Below are 16,808 nucleotides of genomic sequence, written 5' to 3'. Positions count from 1 at the left end.
TGCGAAGCCGCGCCACAAAAAAATTGGTTCTTTATTAAAATGAGCGAATCAATCGCCTTAACAAATATGACAGCCTTAGAAGAAACTAAATTTGAAGCTTATACATTAGGAGCCGCAACTTTTGACTTGAGCGGGCTTCCCAAAGAATATTACACTCTTGTAGATGATAGTAAGAGCATCATTTGGGTACAGCCAATTTTCCAAGCTCTAGGACTAAAGTCATTGTTAGCAGCTTCTTTGCCTGTAGAAAATTTTACCCATGCTGTAATTCATGGAAAGGAATACACTGCGGTTGTGGTCAAACAACAAGGAAATTATTTCGCTTTATTGCTCGATCCGCAAAGCGAAATTATGAATGATAAATTTTTAAGTTGGGCGCAATGTTTTGACGCAACTTCTTTAAAAAACAATCCTAGGTTTCAAGTAATTTAATATAGTAATCTTAAATGGTTTGAGAGATTGTGCCCAAAGCGTCACAATCTCTCAAACCATTTAATACCAATTTTCAAAATGGCTCCGCCATTTTTTGTAACAGAATAAATTTGCTCTGGGGATAGACTTAGAGCATTATTTAGGAAAGATAGCGCTATTGTCCGAGGATATCCGAGGCGAAATCATGAATTCTACCTATAAAGCATTTTGGTTAGAAGATGACGATCTGGTGGTGATTGACCAGACCCAACTTCCCTTTCGTTCAGTAACTAAGACCCTGAGAACTAGTGCTGATGCTACCCTAGCGATTCAGGATATGACTGTGCGCGGTGCTGGCGTAATTGGGAATGTCGCCGCTTTTGGTGTGTATTTAGCAGCTAGAGAAAGTAAAGGCGATCGCGAAAAGATTAAGGCTCTCTCAGCCATCATCCGTCGCGCTCGTCCGACCGCAGTAAATCTGATGTGGGCAGTCGATCGCATGATTGCGGTATTAGAAAAAGCGGCTGCAAATCAGGATTTGGTAGAAATTGCCCTTAAAGAAGCGATCGCCATTGCCGATGAAGATGTAATTGGTACGCGCAATATTGGCAAATTTGGCTGCGAACTGATTGAGGCGATCGCTAAGACTAAACCCAAAGGCGAACCTGTAAATATTCTTACCCATTGCAATGCAGGATGGTTAGCGATCGTCGATCGCGGCAGTGCCTTAGCGCCAATTTATGAAGCTAGCGATCGCGGGCTGAATATCCATGTGTGGGTTGATGAAACCCGCCCACGCAATCAGGGTGCAAATTTGACAGCATGGGAACTCGGACAATCGAATATCCCACATACTTTGATTGCCGACAACACGGGCGGATTGCTAATGCAATATGGCAAAGTTGATCTTTGTATTGTGGGAACCGATCGCACTACCCGTAGCGGTGATGTTGCTAATAAGATCGGCACATATCTCAAGGCTCTCGCCGCCTTTGACAATAATGTTCCCTTTTATGTGGCTTTGCCTAGTTCAACTTTTGATATGCAAATCGCTGATGGAGTCAAAGAGATTGCGATCGAGACTCGTAGTGCGGATGAGGTGCTCTATATGCAAGGTTTACAGGATGATGGCAATATTGGCAAAGTGCGGGTCGCTCCTTTGGAAACTACAGCTTTAAATTATGGATTTGACATCACTCCTGCCAGACTCGTTACTGGTTTGATTACTGAGCGCGGTATTTGTGATGCCGCTGAAACTGCGATCGCAGGCATGTTCCTCGATCTGATTCCATAAATTACAGCGCTTTGTGCTTAACCCCGAAGCAATAAGCCATTGAAAAGTGTTGATTTGCAACACTTTTCAATAATTTATTGTGGTTCGTTGATCGAAAATTGCCCTATCTTGGAGCGCTTTGCGCTCAAATTCAAGCCAATAAATTTTTTTTTAAATTTATTGCTTTACGAGTTTCACAGGCTGATCGTCAGCCTGTAAGGTTTTTCCATCTGCTAAAAGTGTATAAGACTGAGTAGGAGGAAGTTTGGCAGGTTTTTTGCCATTTAAAGTTTCTACTTGAGACAAGACTTTTCCATTCTTGATCGAAACTCTTCCTGTTGTCCTGATGGTCTGCTTTTTGCCGCTAGTAGAAGTAGCGTCGATAATTGCTTCAAATGAGCCATTGGGTTTGATTGTCCATAGCCCTGAAATTGATGCCAAGCCTTGTTTTTTTGCATTGGCTAAAAACTCAGGCGTAAAAACAGTTTTATAGGTTCCTGCAATTTTAACAACCTTTACTTCAGCCTGCTTTTGTTTTGTGATGACACTTGTATTTTCAAAAGCTTGGACTGGTTGTAACGTCTCCCAAATACCAACCGCAGAGAGCGTCATGGCAAGTGAAGCGATCGCGCCCAAGATTGCGAAATTCAAGTTATGCGGATGTAGATTCTGATACTTGTTGCTATTTGACATTGTAACCTCGCATAAACTACTTGCAAAATTAGAATAAATGATTCTAATCGCGGTCTAACCTAATCTTTGAAAATCTTCAATTTCTAAGACATCACCGATCGCGGCCATTGTGAAAACATCATCTCGGACTTTGGCATTAACCTTAACTTTCAATCCCTCTTGCAAAATCGCTTCAGGCGCAGGTTGCCAAATCTCATATTGCTCGTCAGTATCGGTAACGATCGCCCAAGTTCCTGCACCAATATCGATATATTCTACGGTTCCGACAATTTGGATATTCATATACTTGCTATAGCCGTTTTCAAAAAGAACCAAAAGATGGGGCGCTTCGCGCCCCATCTTTTGGTTTACACGTTAGAAGTCTCTGATTTGATCGATAGATAGGCAAACCCGAAACAAAGTAGCGAGTTGACGCTGAGAAATGCGATCGCAGGGCTTCCATTACCAATCCACATCATCTGTGGCGCAAGTACCGCACTAGTTGCTAAGCAAGCGGAAGTGCCGATCGCTGAACCAATCGCAAACCATTTCCATTGTGGATGTCCGAGTAGAACCAGCAATAAGCCAAGCGGTAAAATTACACTTGCGGTAATGGGGTTCAGTGCATTTGTATTAGAAAAAGCATTTCCTAATTCAGGTAGAGAGCTTCCCGCAATACGGAAGGGAAGTTGGGTAATGTCAAATAGATAGAAACCTCGCAAAAAGAATAAACCTGCACCGCCAAAGAAAATGCCATTAGTAAATGACCAATTCCAACGGAAAGGGAACCAGCGATTGAGTAGCCATGCCAATAGATAGGAGCCAATCATCATAATCAATTTAGGAATTAAAGCGATCGCACCGCCATCAACCCAAAATCTGGGACTCAAGTAACCATTGTCCCGCGCCCAGCGCAAGAAATCGGGAATTCCCAGTTGCCCCTGTGACGCAAGATTGACGGCGGCAGCCGCATTCAAATGCCCAGCACCATAATAGTTAAGCGTATCATCGGTAACTTTGCGCGAAGACTGTTTGAGAATTTGAAACACTTTCTCAGGATCTTTCACACCCGAAGCTTCGATCAAGGCGACAACACCCGCTACGTGAGGAGATGCCATACTTGTTCCTTGAAAAGAACTAAATACGGATTGCTTCGTTTTCGGATCAATTGTATTTTGCAAAATACCACCCAAATTATCACCTTTCTCGCCGTTTTTACCCCTTGCGATCGCACCGCCTGGAGCCGCCACATCGATACCAGCACCGTAATTAGAATAGGGAGCTTTTTCGCCTGTTGAGCCTGTAGCTGATACGGCGATTACCTTGGGATAGCGGGCTGGATAAAAAGCTGCATTACGATTAGAATTACCCGCCGCCGCTACAATTACCAGACCTTTCTTATAGGCATAGTCGATCGCATCTTGCATGAGTTTGCTTTCGCCACCACCACCAAGGCTCATATTGATCACATTTGCGCCATTGTCTGCGGCAAAGATAATCGCTTCAGCAATATCGGAAACTGTGCCACCACCTGAACCTGACAGCACTTTGAGCGGCATGATGTTCGCTTCGTAGGCAATGCCAGCTACCCCAAAATTGTTATTCGTCGATTGGGCGATCGTACCAGCGACGTGAGTTCCATGCCCATTGTCATCACTCGCATCTTCGCGATCATTAACAAAGTCGTATCCTTTGACAAAATTAGTGTTTTTGAGGTCATCAACTTTGCTTACACCTGTATCGATGACAGCAACCGTGATGCCCTTACCTTTAGTTTTTTGCCAAGCCTTTTCCACTTCGATCGCTTTTAAATTCCACTGCTCCTTATACATCGGATCATTGGGAGTGGAATCACCGATAAATTCCATCGAATAGACATAATTGGCTTCGACATATTCGGTCAAGTTGCGAAGTTCTTCTGACTGTTTGAGCTTTTCGAGGACTTGAGCATCGCCTTTGACCACATATAGGTTTTCGGATTTAGAAAAGGGGCTATTAAATTTTGGCTCAATTCCATATTTTGCGGCGATCGCCTTTAGTTCGCGCTCGACTTGAGCAGGGGATAAATTATCACGAAAGTTCAATACCATTGAGTCATATTTACCTTGGACTGCCAACCCTTGATAGGTTGAGAGCGCCCAAAATAAACCCACAAAAAATAAGCATGAGAGCAGAAATTTTTTCATAACCCTAAGACATTGATCTCCAGTCCTCAATAGCTTTGCAGATATCAGGATAGGCGGCGCAAAGCGCCACCTGTCCTAAATGTTTAAATTATTATTTTAACTATTCCCATTTTGTTTGCGACAGCGATCGCTACAATATTTAACCTCATCCCAACACCTTTCCCATTTTTTGCGCCATGTAAATGGCTTACCGCATACTACACAGTCTTTGCTAGGTAAAAAAGATTTATTGCCTTTATGAGCCATATTTACAAATATCAATTCTAATGTCTCGTAGTGCAACAACTATCCACTTATTCCTTTAAGCTTTTCATAGCGTTTGAATATGTCATTAGTAATTTTGACTGCTATCTCTTTATGGCTTGCTAAACATAGAGCATACAAAGCTGAATTAGTTGAATTCCTCATTAGTACAGGCTTACTAACATGTTTAAAGAGCGATCTTAATTGTTCGGTATATTGATCAGCTAGCCACTCAGCCTTTATTGTCTCACGGCTAGATATTAGGTCTGAAGGATTATCCTCAAAAAAATCCAACTGCATTCTTTTAGGCGGTTGATAAATTTGTTTAATCCAATCTGTATTACCCATTACTTTACTCAACTGTTCTATAACTTTCGGTTCTGGATTTTGCTCTCTGGGGAGAAGTCGAGTAACACCCATAACTGAAAAATTAACAAATATATCGCAAGTTTGAGTTTCGGCTATTTTTTTGACTGTTTCCCAATCAACTTGTAAACCATATGGATCTAGGAAAACAAATGCTCGTTTATTTGATGAATATGTTATTTGAGGAAGTATCTCATCACATAGAATATTATTGCAGTCCCCCCGACAAGTGTAGATAGTATGATCTGGAAATTCATCACGTAAATTTTCCACACGTTCTACTCGCTGAGGATTAAGATCCATGAACCAATAGGCATCAAATTTAGGATCTGTCTGAAGTGCACGTAAAGGAGAGCCATCAATATAGCGCTGTTCGTCATTTTGGGCTTTAGGTCTAACAGAGCCTGCAAAAGCATCAATATAGTAATAAGCTTTTAGCCAACTTTCTTTTTGCTTATTCATGATATCGGAGTAAGCTTTAAGATATTTAGCCAGTAAATCTAGCTTCTCTTCTGACCATTGCCCAATAATGTCTTCACCTTCAGTACCAAATTTACTCATAACTGTATTTTCATCTTTAGTTAGCTGTAGCTAAACATTCCTTCTTTAAAGGATTAGACCTTTGAGACTTTGCCATTTTTAATGATTGCCATTGACTGATATGGTCGTACCAAGCTTTAGGCATTTCATCCCAAGTTCGATCATCAAGAAGCTTACCGCCAGATTTTGAGTGATGACCACCCCATTGTTTAAAGAAGAAAGCAACATCAGCTTCTCTCGTTTGACGTAAGATATCTCTAACCCATTCTGGTTTTATGGGGCGATGCTTATATCCAGATTCACCACCAACAATCACCCAATCAATACCTTCTAAATTGAGACAAAGTGAACCTAGTAAAGGTTCACAAGAAAGAAATCGAACTTTTGAAGGTACTTGTCTCAAAGCTTCTATTCTATGAACGTAGTCTTGATTTTCTACAGATACACCTACCCATATGTTATCAGCCCATTCAAGTTTTGATGAAAGCTCTAATAAATTTTGCTCACGTTTAGTCAAAATTTGATAAACATGCCAAGGAGTCTCTTTCATGACTGTAAATATTTGCTGTAAATATTCAAAAGGTACATCTTTATGAAAAAGATCACTCATAGAGTTGACAAATATTCGACTAGGAGTTCGCCATTTTCTGGGTTGATCGATCCTTTCAGGATACAACGTTAATTTGAAACCCTGAGGAAAAGTTTGGGAGAATCTCTCTGTTAAAGCTTCAGCATAGCAATAGCGACAACCTGGACTCACCTTACTACAGCCAGTAGTGGGATTCCAAGTTTTATCAGTCCATTCAATACCAGTGTTACTACTTGACATTTTTTTAGTATACATTAAAGGAATTAGGTTCTTATTCTTTTAATGAGAATCTTGGATAAATTTAGGAAGTACGACTTTGAATTAGAGTAACTTTCTGTTCGGCTTTTTCTAGATATTCACGGCAATATCGCGATCGCTTCATCCCTTCTTCATAGAGGGCAAGCATCTCATCTAGAGCAGTTTCCCCATCGTCAAGAATTTCCACAATTTCTTCTAGGCGCTGCATTTGGGCTTCAAAGGGTAGATCTTTAGGTTCTTTTGGTTTCTTTGGTGATTTAGTCTGTTCGGTCATATACTTTGTCGATTACTTTCTCAATCTTGACATGCGCTATTTCTGCGCGTCGCACGATTTCCACTTTATCAAATTCAGTGAGCGAATCATCATTGCTAAGTATGCGATCGCCTGAACGCAACAAAGCAAAACCTCTTTGTAATGGTGATAGTGGATGTAGCGATCGCAGATGGGCAGTTATACCTTCGAGCTTAGTTTTGGATTGATGCAAATGACGAACGAGAGACTTTTGCACTTCACGTTCGGCTTCATCTAACTGTTGGACACGATCATGCAGGCGATCGCTAAAATTCTGCAAAGCATAACTATTGGTAATCGTATTCAGTCGTTGATCGTAATTCTGGATTGCTAGTTGGGCAGAGCGATTTAGTCGATTTTCCCAAGCAATAATCTGTTGCCATAGGGTATCGCGATCATATTGAGATACCAGTTCTGCTGCTGCCGTTGGTGTGGCTGCGCGTAAATCAGCGACAAAATCCGCGATCGTAAAGTCAGTTTCATGTCCGACAGCGGAAATAATCGGAATTTGCGAATTATAGATTGCTTCAGCAACAGGTAAGGTATTAAACGCCCAAAGATCCTCAATCGAGCCACCACCACGACCGACGATTAGCACATCGGCATCGGTATTTTGCAAAGCTTTAATGGCTGACGCAATCTCTTCTGGGGCATTTTCTCCTTGAACAGTCGCGGGACATAGATAAATCTCGCAATGGGGCGATCGCCTATTTAATGTACTGAGAATATCCTGAATCACGGCTCCTGTCGGTGAAGTGACAACCCCAATTTTGAGCGGAAAAGCAGGAATACCACGTTTTCGTTCTGGGTCAAAATATCCCCGCTCTGCGAGTGCTTCTTTGAGTGCAGCAAAGGCAAGATAGAGATCGCCCTGCCCTGCGGCAGTCATGCGATCGCAATCGATCTGATATTTGCCACGGGGGGCATAAACCGTTAACCGACCTTGGATGACAACTTGCATTCCACTTTTTGGTCGAAATGATAAAGTGCGACTTGCCCACATCACGCAATCGATCTGGGCTGACTCATCCTTAAGGGTAAAATAGCGATGTCCAGAGGTTGCCGTCGTGAAGCCTGATATTTCTCCTGTCACGCGCACAATGCCAATTTCGTCCCGCAACAAAAGCGTAATCGCCTGCGTCAAATTAGCTACAGTGATCGCATCTTTAGAACTGTTCATAAATCCTGCTCATCCCGCAATCTCCTCATAATATGAATACTTTTTTAAATACTTTTTCTATCTCCCTGAAACATTCTATGCTGCTGCTCGCTGTCCTGCCAGTGACATTATTGCCAGCCGCGGCAGTCCAAGCTCAAGTTGCTGTCCCAGATAGACAAGGCAACTACTCCAGAAATGAAACTAACGTACAAGCGCAAAGAGCATCTAGATATGGGACTGGTTCGCTCTGGCAAGTAGTTGTTGATAGCCTCAATTGTCGTCAAGAGCCAAGTATAGATAGTCCTGTAAAACGCACTTATTTAGCCGATGATCTTTTAGAAGTACAAATCTATCGGGGCGGATCTGATGAAGTTTTAATTAATCCGCGTGATCAAAATGGTAGACCTTGGATGCCTGTTCGTGATGGCGATTCCTCAGAAGGCGTTTGTTTTGTGAGAGCTAATAGTCGATTTATCCGACCAGTATTTCAGTAAAAGAATGCTTAAAACCCAAAAAGGCAAAGCGCCCGCTACGCGGGCGCTTTGCCTTTTTGGGTTTTAAAGCATATTTGCTCTAAATTTACAGTGCCATACCGTAGTATCATAGAACGCAGTTAAGAAAAATGTCTTTAAACAAGAATTACGGTCTGTTGTGGAACTTTCTTTAAAGAGTGAATATGCAATCTTGGCTATGCTTGAGCTAGCTAATCATTTTGCGATCGATCAGCCTCTCCAGATTCGTCAAATTGCGAGCCAACAAAATATTCCCGATCGCTATTTAGAACAATTGCTAGCAACTTTAAAACGGCAGGGCTTAGTCAAAAGCCAGCGCGGCGCAAAGGGGGGATATATCCTTGCTCGTGATCCGTGGGAAATCAGTTTATTAGAAATTATTCGGGGCATTGAAGGTTACGATCCGATCGCGGAAAAAAGTAGTAAATCGGGCAATGAAAGCTCTTCTCTTTCGGTAATTCATGAAGTATGGGAAGCGGCACAAAAGGCAGCTTCTAATGTGTTAGATGGCTGTACGCTGAAGGATTTATGCGATCGGCAACGCCAACGCCAAATCGCCACAACGATGTATTACATCTAAGTCCAAAGATTATAACCATTCATATTTTTGCTGAGCATTTTTTTGCGATCGGTAATGATTTGCAATTTGTCGATCTCCAAAAGCAAGAAAAGAAAGAGCCAAATTGCTTAAGTTTTGATAAAAGGGAAATATTCGTCTACAGTCATAATTATTAGACCTTTTAGGATATAGCTTTCGCCAACCGAAAACCCAAAAAAGCGAGTAGCTATGCTTGCCACCACGCGCTTTTTTGGGTTTTTATGTCCAAATACTGTTAGAGATAGCTATATATGATTACTAGACCTGTTGCGATATAATGATTAAAATCGCCACATAGCTTGCCTAGAATACATTTTAATCAGGTTTTCCGAAAAAACTATGAAACATGTATTGCAAGAAGATTTTAAGACTTTTTGAGTTAATATCCCAACAGGTCTAAATACTGGAGTTGATGAAGTTATGCAAACGCAATATTCAACTTATCGCACATTACTTGCCCCTGTTTCGGGGCACGGACTTTCTGAAGCGGAAGCAAAGGATATCTTGCGGCAAATACTTCCTCATCTAAGCGAACTGCATGATCGCCAACAATCACATGGCTCCATCTCTCTAGATACAGTTGCCTATGATTACAACCGTATGGAGATTATACTGCTAGATTCCAATGGAACAAATAATCCAATTTACCTAGCCCCAGAAGTTCTGCAAACGCAACAAGATTCACCTACAGCCGATATTTATGCACTCGGTGTAGTAATCATAGTGTTGCTAACAGGCTTCCCCCCCCAAGCACTAAAAGCACAAAATGATACATGGAATTGGCAACAGCTTTGCACTGTGAGCGATCAGTTTATGCAAATTCTAAATATTGCTCTCTTAGCTGAACCTGACTTGCGCTATGTCAATGCAGGACAAATGCTGAAATCTCTACAGCCAATTATTAATCCTTCTGAACCTACGATCACTTCTCTAACTAGTGATTATGGCACGCTCTTATTGTCGCCTACGCTTCTTAAAGTTATCTCATCAAGACAATCTTCGTCGCCATTGCCGTTATCGCCTGAATCACCTTCTTCAAAACCATTAAATGCAGAACTAAATTATAGCCATAAAACAAAAAAACTTAAGGTAAATTTTTCCAATACCCAAATTCACAGAAAAGCAAATGCTTCTAAAAATCCATCTCAAGCAACTACCAAAGACATGACACGAAACTTAATTGCCATAATTTTAGGTATTGGAGTTACTGTTAGCAGTGCATTTGGAGCATACTTTTACATGCAGTCCAAATCTGCTGATACTGTCAAGCAAAATGTAGAACTTGCCAATGCTGCAAATCAATCAAAGGATAAAGAGATCGCGCTTACTAAAGAGATCGCGAAAGAAATCGCACTTACTGACGAGGAGAGAAAGGCTGATGATGACGTAGACAAATTAATCTCTTTAGCCAAGGAGAAATATGAAAATGCAGGTGATTTGATCGAATCAAAAACGATGTTACAAGCGATCCCTCTTGACAGTCGTATGCGCTCAAAAGCTGACCAACTCTTAGCTCAATGGGAGCAAGATATCAAGAAAAACAGCGCCCTTATCCAAAAAGCAGAGAAAGCAACGAAAGATGAAAAATGGCAAACCGCGATCGACACTGTCAAAGGGCTCTCATCGACTCCTTATTGGCAGTTACGTGGCAAGGTAATTGTAGAAGAAGCGAAACAAAAGCTGGCTAATTCTGTTGTTGCACCATCATCTCAATCTGTCGCATCTCCCTTACCGAATGTGGATACTCCCCGTAACAACGTGCCTGTTGAAACATATACCCCTCCTGTTGAAACATATACCCCTCCTGCTGAAAATACCCCTCCTGCTGAAAAGTCATCTCCACCACTACCACCAGCACCGCGCGTTGCTCAGTAGAATCTCTACAAAACTAAAACTTTAAATCAAAATTTATCTGCTCAAACAATAAAAATTATGGCTTCTCACTCTTTAATTCTTCGGTCATTAACTTATTGCTTGATTTTATCAGGTTGCACATTAGAATTTTTTTTTGGATTCACCGCTCAATCAGCTTATAGCCAAACACAGTCTTGTAATATTGGCTCAAATCCTAAGCATCCTGGTAATTACAAACTACTAGGCAGCATTTTTTTAGGCCAAAAACGATTTCAAAAAGCCCTCAATTGTTTTGAAATTGCTCTGCAAGATGAACGCGGAATTAAAGATCCAGAACTATGGAACAATCACGGTTTAGCATTGGCTGGACTTACAAAATTTGATCAGGCGATCGCTTCCTATGACCAAGCATTACGAATTAGTCCAGGTGCGATCTTTGTCGATCGCGTCGAGCCTCGGGTTAAAGCTGAAGACTACTATCTGTGGTGGTTTAATCGCGGCACAGCATTAGTTGATCTCAATCGCTATGAAGAGGCGATCGCTTCTTTAGATCAATCTATAAAGATTAAACCTAACTATGGCTTTGTCTGGTTTTTTAGAGGACTGGCGTTGTTTCGGTTAGAGCGCTATGAAGAAGCCCGATCAGCCTATCGTCGCGCTGTTTTGCTCTCTCCTAATACTCCTTATATCGCGTCTAAAGACTTACTCAGCCTTCAAGACTATTTAGTCTACTACGGTCAAGCTGAGGCAAAATCAAGACTAGGGAGTTATCAAGATACGATTCAAGCTTTTGAGCGTGGTCAAAAAATTCGGCGCAGCAACCCTCAGATAAAACTCCTTGAAGACAATAGCAGTGAAAATTTCTACGAGGCTTATATTGATGGCATTCGATTGCTCGATCAAGGCGAAAATAAAAAAGCGTTAATCGCTTTTGATCAATTGGTTGCCCAAAAGCCAAATTATACTAATGCTTGGTTTGGGAAGGCTGATGCATTAACAGCTTTGGGACTTTATCCAGAGGCGATATTAGCCTACGATCGGGTTATTTCCATTGAGCCTGATGACTATGCCTCTTGGTATAAGAAGGGAAATGTGCTTAGGAAAGTAAACCGAAAGGAAGAGGCGTTGCAAGCATACCAAACGGCTATAGATTTGTCTGGCGGCTTCTCTGAAGTCTGGCACAATCGGGGCGTGATTTTCTACGATCTAAATAAAGACGCGGAAGCGATCAGTGCTTATTCTCGCTCTCTAAAAGCAAACACTTTATGGGGAGGTATTGCAAGAATTGATACCCAATATGCTTTAGCTGCGACCTTATATCGGGCAAAGCGTTATAGTGAATCTCTTTTTGCTGTTGAGAAAATACTGAAAGAACAGCCAACATACCAAGAAGCTCTGGAACTGCGTAAGTTGATTAAAAAAATCATGGATTGCGATAGTTCTAAAACACCATCTCAATGTAGCGTAAGTAGCTAGGTACAAACCCCAAAACCTGTACCGCCCGCATAGCGGGCGGCACAGGTTTTGGGGTTTTATATTTAATTGTATCTAGCCATTTAGTTGCTGTAAACGCAGATGACATTGCTCGATCAAATCAACCTCCATGCTATTACAAATTCATTACAAAGTGTTAAGAATCAATGAAATTTATCAACTTAATTGGTATTTTTTTTGCTAGGTTATCCTCTTATGCAACTGAACACCCCAATGATTCTCGACATAATCGAATTGCCTTCCGACTCATCTCTATCCTTTGATATTTGCATTATTGGTAGTGGTGCGGCTGGTATTGCAATCTCCAGAGAATTTATAAATACAAAACAAAATGTAGTGATCCTAGAGGGTGGAGGCAAAGACTATGAGCAAATCAGTCAAGATCCCTACCAAAGTGAAGTCATCGGACTAGCTCATGGAGGTATTCACCAAGCAAGAGCGAGAATAGTAGGAGGTACAACAACCCTTTGGGCTGGGCAGGCTCTTCCATTGTGGAATATAGATTTTCATCATCGCGAATGGGTTAATTATAGTGGTTGGCCAATAGCGAAAGAACAATTGGCAGACTATTATCAAAGAGCTGAAACAGTCATGCAGATACCTCATGTTACTTATGATTTAGCAACATGGCCTCTTGAAAATCAGCCCAAATACAATCAAAATACCTTCACATCTTATTTCTCCCAATTCACAAGCACTCCAAACTTTTCTCAAAAATATTATTCCGAACTAAAAAACGCCCCAAATATAACATTGCTTACCCATGCAAATGTTTTATCGCTAGAGCCGACAGTAGATGCTACATCCATTTCTAAGGTTTTAGTTCGTTCTATGTCTGGGAAAAATATCCAGGTTAATGCGAAGTTTTTTATAATTTGTTGCGGAGGCATAGAATCAGCACGTCTGCTACTTCTATCTGATTCTGTGGAGACAGCAGGGATCGGTAATCGGTATGACAATGTTGGTCGTTTTTTCCAAGATCATCCTGGGGTAGGTATTCCCATATCTCCAATCAATCGGAATATATTTAACCCTTGGTGTAATGGATTGTTCAGAAAAAATATTAAACATGCTTTGAAAATTGTACCAAGTGAAATCTTTCAAGAGAAGCACCAAATTCTTCATGTTGGTGCAGAAGTTTACTACCCTACTGAACAAGATACTACAGTAATGGCGGCAAAAGAAATCCTGAAATCCTTACGGAGTTTCACTGACTGGAAATCTTTACCTCAAAAGACTTTTACCGTTTTTAAAAATCCTGTTAGACTAATCTCTGCTATGTATAGCTACTATGTTCTGAAGCAACCCGTCTCTATAGGAAGTACCCAGCCCTATATAGGAATGGGCGTTGAACAAGAACCAAATCCCAAGAGCCGCATTACCCTCAGCCGAGAAGTTGACTGCTTAGGAAAGAGAAGATCGGTTTTAGACTGGCAATTGACTGGGAAGGAAGACAGATCAATAGAGGTATTTGTTGATGCTCTTGCCAAAGAGTGGAAGCTTTTGAATGTTGCAAATATTGACTTAGACAACCTCCAAATTAGGGGTAGAAGTAAAGGTGAATATGGCGGATATGTTGATAGCGCTCATCATATCGGGACTACGCGCATGGGAAACGATCCTAAGACTAGTGTTGTTGATGCTGATTGTCGTGTTCACGGCTACAACAACTTATACATTGGCAGTAGCTCTGTTTTTCCAACAGGTGGCTTCTCAAATCCAACCCTCACAATAATTGCATTGTGCTTGCGTATTGCGGACAAGATTAAGCTAGCTTTATCAATATAGCGGTTTTCATTTTGCCGTAGGCAAAATGAAAACTCAAAAACCTTATTTCTCGCTGCCCCTCACTTTTTGGGGTATGGCTATAATCTAAATGATTAGGCTCACTAAGAGGTAATTATGCAAAGTAAAAAAGTCCCAATCATTGCAGGGCAGACTAAGCAATCTCAACAGCCTCAGAAATTTGATGAATCTGCGCTAATCACGATCGCAACTCAAGTATCCTTTGATGTCCTGTTGACTGTGATCCAGACTTTGCCGATCGCACAAAAATGGCAAATTTATCAAGTACTTGGTGTAGATCTTTACCCTCAACCTCCTCAAGCTAAGGCTATTGAGGAGAAAGCTGACGAAGAAGACAAATCTAAACGGCTCACCGTGGTTGAAGATGATACTCAAACTGATGAAGAGGCTTTGAATACATGGCTAACGGCGCGTGGCTACCAAAATACAGATAGATAAGGTGATAGGCAATCATTTTGGTAGGATGATGAGCATTATTTTATTTACTGCTCATAACTTTTGAGATTTTCTATGCCGCCGAATGCCAAGCTCAATTTCAAAATCAAAAAGCAAAATTTTGGCAAGAAATTTTCTTGGACTCCATATCTATTTCTGTTGCCTGCGATAGCATTTCTTTGCTTGACTTCTTTTTTACCAGTATTCCAAGCAATATATTTAAGTTTTACCAATTATGATTTTGTTGGTAGTCCTGAATTTATTGGATGGAAGAATTATCTAAATCTCTGGAAAGATCAAACTTTTTGGAAGACATTAGGCAATACTTTAACCTATCTCGTTTTTGCCGTTCCTAGTCTCGTAATTTTGCCACTTGCTTTAGCGATATTAGTGAATCAAAAATTACGTAGTATTAAATTTTTTCGAGCTGTTTATTATTTCCCTGTCATTGTCTCGGTTGTGGTTGCAGGAATTGCTTGGAAATGGGTCTATGCAGAAAATGGGCTCTTAAATTATTTTCTATCCATCATCTCTTGGCAATCCGTCAAAATCCCTTGGTTAACTGATCCTAAAACTGCCATCTTTGCAATCATTGCGGTCGTAATTTGGCGTGGCGTTGGTTACTACATGGTGATTTATCTGGCAGGTTTACAGGCGATTCCCGCAGATTTATATGAAGCGGCAGCGATCGATGGTTCTGATGGCTGGCAGAAGCATTGGGATATGACAATTCCATTAATGCAGCCCTATATTATTCTCGTAGCCGTGATTTCTTCGATTGGGGCAATGAAGGTCTTTGAAGAGGTTTATATCATGTCTCAGGGTGGCCCCGCCAATAGTACAAAAACCGTAGTTTACTATTTGTATGATAAAGGTTTTACAAGTTTAGAAATGGGATATGCTTCTGCGATCGGAGTATTTTTATTTCTAATTATTTTTGTTATTTCAGTTCTAACTTTTAAATTTATTAATCCTGCAAAAACGATTAACAATTAGTTAAAAATGTATAATTAAAATAATGATTATATTTTTTTATTCCATATAATTTATCATGTTGAATTTATCGCCTCCATTATTAGTTGCTATTTCTAGTTTAGGAATCTCAGGTATATGGTTAATACACAAATCCGAATTATTTCAAATGAATTGTGACAGTGGAAAGGATGACCTCATAAATATCGATGACAAAAAAGGCATCCTTATTCCATCACTTGTTTTTTTATGTATCCCTTTTATTACCGCAAAATTCACAGAATTTATATTGTCGTCAGTATTTCCATCTTTGCTATTGCTGCTAAATGACAAAAGTGGCAATAAAACATCACTATCATCACTTTTATCTCCAATAGTTACCCTTTTTACTTTTGTTAGTGGTCAAATTTTAGGGCAGGTATTTGCAAATCTTCAAATACAGCGGACAACTAGAAAAGAAAAAGGTAAACAAGTGAATTTGCTCGTTTTTAAAATTGGGACTGTAATAAATTATTTGTCTCATATTGAAGGTTTATTGATGTCTTCTATACAGTATCCAAATGACAATTCTGATGACAATAAAATTGGTGAAGAAGTAAAAAAATACAAGTTAGAAATAGATAGCATCTATGATAAATTCAGTTTTCAAATGGAGTATTTTGCGACTAACGATGTGTTATCTAGCCTGCTTTACTTAGACACGATCAAAAATCTTTTGGCATCACTAAATTCAAAAAATACATTACTTCCTCAAGAGAAATTGAGTGAGTTAAATTTTTTGAGATTACGGCAAATAGAGGGTTATGAAAATATAATAAATTTAAAGCAAAAACTTGATCCAGATATTCGCGCAATTGAAGGTTATGCCAAAAAACTACAGAAAGAGAGGCATAGATTTCTAGAACTAAGAGAAACTAGACAAATATGTATGAATCATCCAAATAATGCTCCAAACAACTTTCCAAATAAAGGTTATATAACAAACCCAGAAGTGGAAATTTATCGGCGTTATGACATAGATACAGAGCGTGATGCAGTTGAGAAAATTGAGGATATACTTAAACAACTAGGAATAAAAATTGATGCTTATAAAAGACCTAATCTGAATGATTTTAATTTGGGAATTCTTAATTAATCGGAATAAATAA

The 16,808-nt window shown here is 40.2% G+C and carries 18 protein-coding genes; 10 read left to right on the top strand and 8 right to left on the bottom strand.

Annotated elements, in window-relative coordinates:
- Positions 1–39 precede the first annotated feature (39 nt).
- The gene (locus tag APA_RS03320) at positions 40–432 is read left to right on the top strand and encodes a hypothetical protein (RefSeq protein WP_201320897.1); all 393 of its coding nucleotides are present in this window, start codon (positions 40–42) and stop codon (positions 430–432) included.
- A gap of 184 nt (positions 433–616) precedes the next feature.
- Positions 617–1,705 (top strand): S-methyl-5-thioribose-1-phosphate isomerase, encoded by a 1,089-nt coding sequence (gene mtnA / locus APA_RS03315; RefSeq protein ID WP_201320896.1) that lies wholly within the window; start codon positions 617–619, stop codon positions 1,703–1,705.
- 156 nt (positions 1,706–1,861) lie between these two features.
- On the opposite strand, the gene APA_RS03310 is transcribed toward mtnA, so the two are convergent.
- The 8 genes from APA_RS03310 to xseA all read right to left on the bottom strand — a co-directional run bounded on the left by APA_RS03310 (position 1,862) and on the right by xseA (position 8,010).
- Positions 1,862–2,377, bottom strand: coding sequence for a hypothetical protein (locus tag APA_RS03310; protein ID WP_201320895.1), 516 nt, complete (start codon positions 2,375–2,377; stop codon positions 1,862–1,864).
- Positions 2,378–2,431: 54 nt separating this feature from the next.
- Complete coding sequence (locus APA_RS03305) at positions 2,432–2,659, bottom strand: hypothetical protein (protein WP_201320894.1); 228 nt, start codon at positions 2,657–2,659, stop codon at positions 2,432–2,434.
- Between the two features lie 65 nt (positions 2,660–2,724).
- Complete coding sequence (locus tag APA_RS03300; RefSeq protein WP_201320893.1) at positions 2,725–4,542, bottom strand: S8 family peptidase; 1,818 nt, start codon at positions 4,540–4,542, stop codon at positions 2,725–2,727.
- 96 nt (positions 4,543–4,638) lie between these two features.
- On the bottom strand, positions 4,639–4,788 hold the full coding sequence (locus tag APA_RS03295) for a DUF2256 domain-containing protein (RefSeq protein ID WP_103667624.1): 150 nt from the start codon (positions 4,786–4,788) through the stop codon (positions 4,639–4,641).
- 39 nt (positions 4,789–4,827) lie between these two features.
- The gene (locus tag APA_RS03290) at positions 4,828–5,712 is read right to left on the bottom strand and encodes a three-Cys-motif partner protein TcmP (protein WP_201320892.1); all 885 of its coding nucleotides are present in this window, start codon (positions 5,710–5,712) and stop codon (positions 4,828–4,830) included.
- A 16-nt stretch (positions 5,713–5,728) separates the two neighbouring features.
- Entirely contained in the window at positions 5,729–6,520 is a 792-nt protein-coding gene (locus APA_RS03285) for a DUF5131 family protein (RefSeq protein ID WP_201320891.1), read from the bottom strand.
- A 61-nt stretch (positions 6,521–6,581) separates the two neighbouring features.
- The gene (gene xseB / locus APA_RS03280) at positions 6,582–6,812 is read right to left on the bottom strand and encodes an exodeoxyribonuclease VII small subunit (RefSeq protein ID WP_201320890.1); all 231 of its coding nucleotides are present in this window, start codon (positions 6,810–6,812) and stop codon (positions 6,582–6,584) included.
- Complete coding sequence (xseA, locus tag APA_RS03275) at positions 6,796–8,010, bottom strand: exodeoxyribonuclease VII large subunit (protein ID WP_201320889.1); 1,215 nt, start codon at positions 8,008–8,010, stop codon at positions 6,796–6,798. The genes xseB and xseA overlap by 17 nt, the downstream gene beginning before the upstream one ends.
- A 77-nt stretch (positions 8,011–8,087) precedes the next feature.
- On the opposite strand from xseA, the gene APA_RS03270 reads away from it, so the two are divergent.
- The 8 genes from APA_RS03270 (at position 8,088) to APA_RS03235 (ending at position 16,795) form a co-directional block, all read left to right on the top strand.
- Complete coding sequence (locus APA_RS03270) at positions 8,088–8,483, top strand: hypothetical protein (RefSeq protein WP_201320888.1); 396 nt, start codon at positions 8,088–8,090, stop codon at positions 8,481–8,483.
- A gap of 157 nt (positions 8,484–8,640) precedes the next feature.
- Entirely contained in the window at positions 8,641–9,081 is a 441-nt protein-coding gene (locus APA_RS03265) for an Rrf2 family transcriptional regulator (protein WP_201320887.1), read from the top strand.
- A gap of 438 nt (positions 9,082–9,519) precedes the next feature.
- Positions 9,520–10,974, top strand: a complete 1,455-nt coding sequence (locus APA_RS03260) for a serine/threonine-protein kinase (protein ID WP_201320886.1) — start codon at positions 9,520–9,522, stop codon at positions 10,972–10,974.
- A 57-nt stretch (positions 10,975–11,031) separates the two neighbouring features.
- Entirely contained in the window at positions 11,032–12,429 is a 1,398-nt protein-coding gene (locus APA_RS03255; RefSeq protein WP_201320885.1) for a tetratricopeptide repeat protein, read from the top strand.
- 213 nt (positions 12,430–12,642) lie between these two features.
- The gene (locus APA_RS03250; RefSeq protein ID WP_201320884.1) at positions 12,643–14,235 is read left to right on the top strand and encodes a GMC oxidoreductase; all 1,593 of its coding nucleotides are present in this window, start codon (positions 12,643–12,645) and stop codon (positions 14,233–14,235) included.
- A 114-nt stretch (positions 14,236–14,349) separates the two neighbouring features.
- On the top strand, positions 14,350–14,691 hold the full coding sequence (locus APA_RS03245) for a hypothetical protein (protein ID WP_201320883.1): 342 nt from the start codon (positions 14,350–14,352) through the stop codon (positions 14,689–14,691).
- Positions 14,692–14,763: 72 nt separating this feature from the next.
- The gene (locus tag APA_RS03240) at positions 14,764–15,684 is read left to right on the top strand and encodes a carbohydrate ABC transporter permease (protein ID WP_201320882.1); all 921 of its coding nucleotides are present in this window, start codon (positions 14,764–14,766) and stop codon (positions 15,682–15,684) included.
- A gap of 55 nt (positions 15,685–15,739) precedes the next feature.
- On the top strand, positions 15,740–16,795 hold the full coding sequence (locus tag APA_RS03235) for a hypothetical protein (RefSeq protein WP_201320881.1): 1,056 nt from the start codon (positions 15,740–15,742) through the stop codon (positions 16,793–16,795).
- Positions 16,796–16,808: the final 13 nt, after the last annotated feature.

It is taken from the genome of Pseudanabaena sp. lw0831 (genome assembly GCF_016584665.1).
Taxonomy (GTDB): Bacteria; Cyanobacteriota; Cyanobacteriia; order Pseudanabaenales; family Pseudanabaenaceae; genus Pseudanabaena.
This window is presented reverse-complemented; position numbering and strand designations above follow the sequence as displayed.

Excerpts from the sequence above, each read along its gene's own strand:
- APA_RS03250 (WP_201320884.1), top strand. The coding sequence starts at position 12,643 with ATGCAACTGAACACCCCAATGATTCTCGACATAATCGAATTGCCTTCC.
- APA_RS03270 (WP_201320888.1), top strand. The coding sequence starts at position 8,088 with ATGCTGCTGCTCGCTGTCCTGCCAGTGACATTATTGCCAGCCGCGGCA.
- APA_RS03240 (WP_201320882.1), top strand. The coding sequence starts at position 14,764 with ATGCCGCCGAATGCCAAGCTCAATTTCAAAATCAAAAAGCAAAATTTT.
- APA_RS03320 (WP_201320897.1), top strand. The coding sequence starts at position 40 with ATGAGCGAATCAATCGCCTTAACAAATATGACAGCCTTAGAAGAAACT.
- APA_RS03310 (WP_201320895.1), bottom strand. The coding sequence starts at position 2,377 with ATGTCAAATAGCAACAAGTATCAGAATCTACATCCGCATAACTTGAAT.
- APA_RS03295 (WP_103667624.1), bottom strand. The coding sequence starts at position 4,788 with ATGGCTCATAAAGGCAATAAATCTTTTTTACCTAGCAAAGACTGTGTA.
- mtnA (WP_201320896.1), top strand. The coding sequence starts at position 617 with ATGAATTCTACCTATAAAGCATTTTGGTTAGAAGATGACGATCTGGTG.
- xseA (WP_201320889.1), bottom strand. The coding sequence starts at position 8,010 with ATGAACAGTTCTAAAGATGCGATCACTGTAGCTAATTTGACGCAGGCG.
- APA_RS03285 (WP_201320891.1), bottom strand. The coding sequence starts at position 6,520 with ATGTCAAGTAGTAACACTGGTATTGAATGGACTGATAAAACTTGGAAT.
- APA_RS03300 (WP_201320893.1), bottom strand. The coding sequence starts at position 4,542 with ATGAAAAAATTTCTGCTCTCATGCTTATTTTTTGTGGGTTTATTTTGG.
- APA_RS03260 (WP_201320886.1), top strand. The coding sequence starts at position 9,520 with ATGCAAACGCAATATTCAACTTATCGCACATTACTTGCCCCTGTTTCG.
- xseB (WP_201320890.1), bottom strand. The coding sequence starts at position 6,812 with ATGACCGAACAGACTAAATCACCAAAGAAACCAAAAGAACCTAAAGAT.
- APA_RS03305 (WP_201320894.1), bottom strand. The coding sequence starts at position 2,659 with ATGAATATCCAAATTGTCGGAACCGTAGAATATATCGATATTGGTGCA.
- APA_RS03290 (WP_201320892.1), bottom strand. The coding sequence starts at position 5,712 with ATGAGTAAATTTGGTACTGAAGGTGAAGACATTATTGGGCAATGGTCA.
- APA_RS03255 (WP_201320885.1), top strand. The coding sequence starts at position 11,032 with ATGGCTTCTCACTCTTTAATTCTTCGGTCATTAACTTATTGCTTGATT.
- APA_RS03245 (WP_201320883.1), top strand. The coding sequence starts at position 14,350 with ATGCAAAGTAAAAAAGTCCCAATCATTGCAGGGCAGACTAAGCAATCT.
- APA_RS03235 (WP_201320881.1), top strand. The coding sequence starts at position 15,740 with ATGTTGAATTTATCGCCTCCATTATTAGTTGCTATTTCTAGTTTAGGA.